The following is a 2,465-nucleotide window of genomic DNA, read 5'->3' on the forward strand; positions in this document are numbered from 1 at the left end:
TTCATGATGCCCTCGCTCGTCAAGTGGCTCGGCTACGCCTAGCGAATGAAGTCCATCACATCAAGCGCATTCTGCCGCCCGAGGCGGATTTCCCAGTTCGTGCTGGGCTCGCGGACGTCGTTGCTGCCGATCAGCTCGTAGTTGCTCAGGCCGGAGCGGTCGTAGAAGATATAGTACCGCATCCGCCCTCTCATGTACTTCCACACCTCGTACGGCCGCGGCGACGCGGACGGACGCCGCAACAGGTCATCGGGGCGCCCGTTGCGCAGGTACACCCTGCCGCGGTCGGTCCGCCATCCCGCCACGGCGGCCGGCCCGCTTTCCCCGAACGCGGCGTTCACATAGGCGACGGTCCGCAGGAACTCGGTCAGCGCCGCGTTGTCGGGCATGCCGGGTGTCGGATCCCGGCGCCGCCATGCCTCCCGCATGAAGCGTCGCTTGCCGGTCAGGCTGAGCGACATGAACACGCCGCGCTCGGCGTCCTCCAGCAGATACTCGGTCGGCCCGTACAGCGAATCGAGGGCCGCCTCCGACATCGCCTCGAACTCGTCTTCGGGAGCGGCCGCCCTCACCTCGGCGGGCGCGCTCTGCGGAATCACCTCGAACGGCGCTTCAGCCGTCAGCGTGCTGTCGCCCAGGCGAAGCACCAGCCGCAACGCGTAGCGCCCTTCCGGCAGGCCGGTCAGGTCGAGCGAGCCGCGCGCCACGCCACCGGCGGACTCGAAGCGCACCTGCCGCGGCGGCGTCCGTACCATGCGCCGCCCACCCGCTCCGACGACCTCGGCGACCAACTCCGCATCGCTGGCGGCACCCGGCCAAGGGTACACCTCCAGGTAGTACGCGATGCGGGCACTGTCCAGAACCAGCCGCGGGATCGGCGCGCTGCGCATCGCCAGGCCCGCACGTCGAATCACTCCGGGCGCCACGGCCCCGGTGTCCGCCGGCCGCACCTCCGTCGCCAGCACCAGGTCCGAGAGCGGCGGCCGCGCGCTGAAGGCCCGCACGACCAACTGCTGCTCGATGGCGGAGGCCTGCCCGCCTTCGGGCACGGCGCGCAGCTGCACCGTGTATGTCCCGGGCGCCGCCGCGAACCGGAAACTCTCGGTCGCCGTCGCCCCAGGAACCCGGGCCAGCGCAGCGGGGACTTCGCGGTCCAGGCCTCCGCTAGTCAGCGCCGTTCCCGCGCTATCGCGGACCGCGATTTCGACCCGGTACCGCGCGGCGCCTTCGTGCGCGACGGCCGACGTCACGGCGAGCAAGCGGACTTCCGCGAGCACCTCGACGACCGTGCTGCCGTCGCCCGGCCGGTAGAACCGGGCGGCCGCGACGCTGATCGCGGGCACCTGGCCCTGCGGCCTCCACGGCGCTCCGGAAACAAGGCCCAGAAGCGCCGTAGCCATTCCCATCAGATGTCCGTCCATTGTCATCCGCCGAGCGCCGGTCCGTCCCGGGGGGCGGACCGGCGCACCGGCGATCCTGCTACCAGGTCAAGCCAATCGAGATCATGTTGACGCCCCCCAACAGGCCCATATGCCGGTAGGCGTAGTCGAACCCGACGGTGAATCCCGGGGCGCGGCCGAAGCGCAGGCCGCCGCCGGCCGAGAAGCCGTCCATCCCCTCACCATCGGCGCTGGTATCGAACCCCGCGTAGTCGGCGCTAGCCGAACCCGTGGGGTCGAGGTTGTTGTCCGGGGAGTACGTGTAGCCGATCCGGCCGGCCAGCGACACCGTGTTGGATACCGTGACGTTGTACTCGCCCGCTACGTTGAAGCCGGGATCCGAGTTGTTGGGCTGGTTGAACTCACCCAGCAGGCTCATGCGCGAGCGCGCCTGTGAGAACACGTCGTACGCCAACGACATCCGGAACGTAACGGGCAGGCTCCAGCCCTTGCTCTTCAGCTGGGCGTCGGCCGGATCCTGGGGAATGTCCTGCTGGTCGCCCGGATCGCGCGTGACGGCGACGTTGAGCGCGGTGCCCTCGTGCTTGATGGTGGTGCCCAGGTTCTGCACGGTGAAGCCGGCGCGAATCGCCCGGCCGCCGATGGTGGCCATGAACATCGTGCCGAAGTCCACCGCGAACGCGCCGCCCGAAACGGTGCCGAGCTGGTCGTTGACGAACTTCCCCGTGATGCCGGCGGCGAACCGGTCGGAAAAGCGCTGCGCGTACGTCAATCCCACGGCCGTTTCGGCGACCGAGTACGTCTCGCCGGATTCGCCGTCCGGGTCGGCGACGGTGTACACGGGCTGATCGCCGAAGCCGAACGAGGTGATCGACACCCCGAGCGCCCGCGAGCCGCCCGACACGGGGAAGCCCGCGCCGACCCATGTGTAGCGCGTGTCCGCCAGGTATCTCATGGTGGACGCCTGCACCGCGGAGTGCCCCATCAGCGCGAGACCGGCGGGATTGAAGTGCACCGCCGACACGTCGTTCACGAGGGCCGAGAACGCGTTGCCCAGGGCGGCGC

At 69.8% G+C, this 2,465-nt stretch carries 2 protein-coding genes; both read right to left on the reverse strand.

Annotated elements, in window-relative coordinates; genetic code table 11:
- Nucleotides 1-38: 38 nt before the first annotated feature.
- Nucleotides 39-1,406, reverse strand: a complete 1,368-nt coding sequence (locus Q8Q85_04580; protein ID MDP3773522.1) for a GWxTD domain-containing protein — start codon at nt 1,404-1,406, stop codon at nt 39-41.
- A 73-nt stretch (nt 1,407-1,479) separates the two neighbouring features.
- Nucleotides 1,480-2,465 (reverse strand): PorV/PorQ family protein (locus tag Q8Q85_04585; protein MDP3773523.1); only part of this gene is annotated, 986 nt, incomplete at its 5' end.

The sequence above is a fragment of the Gemmatimonadales bacterium genome, from assembly GCA_030697825.1.
In the GTDB taxonomy this organism is placed as follows: domain Bacteria; phylum Gemmatimonadota; class Gemmatimonadetes; order Gemmatimonadales; family JACORV01; genus JACORV01.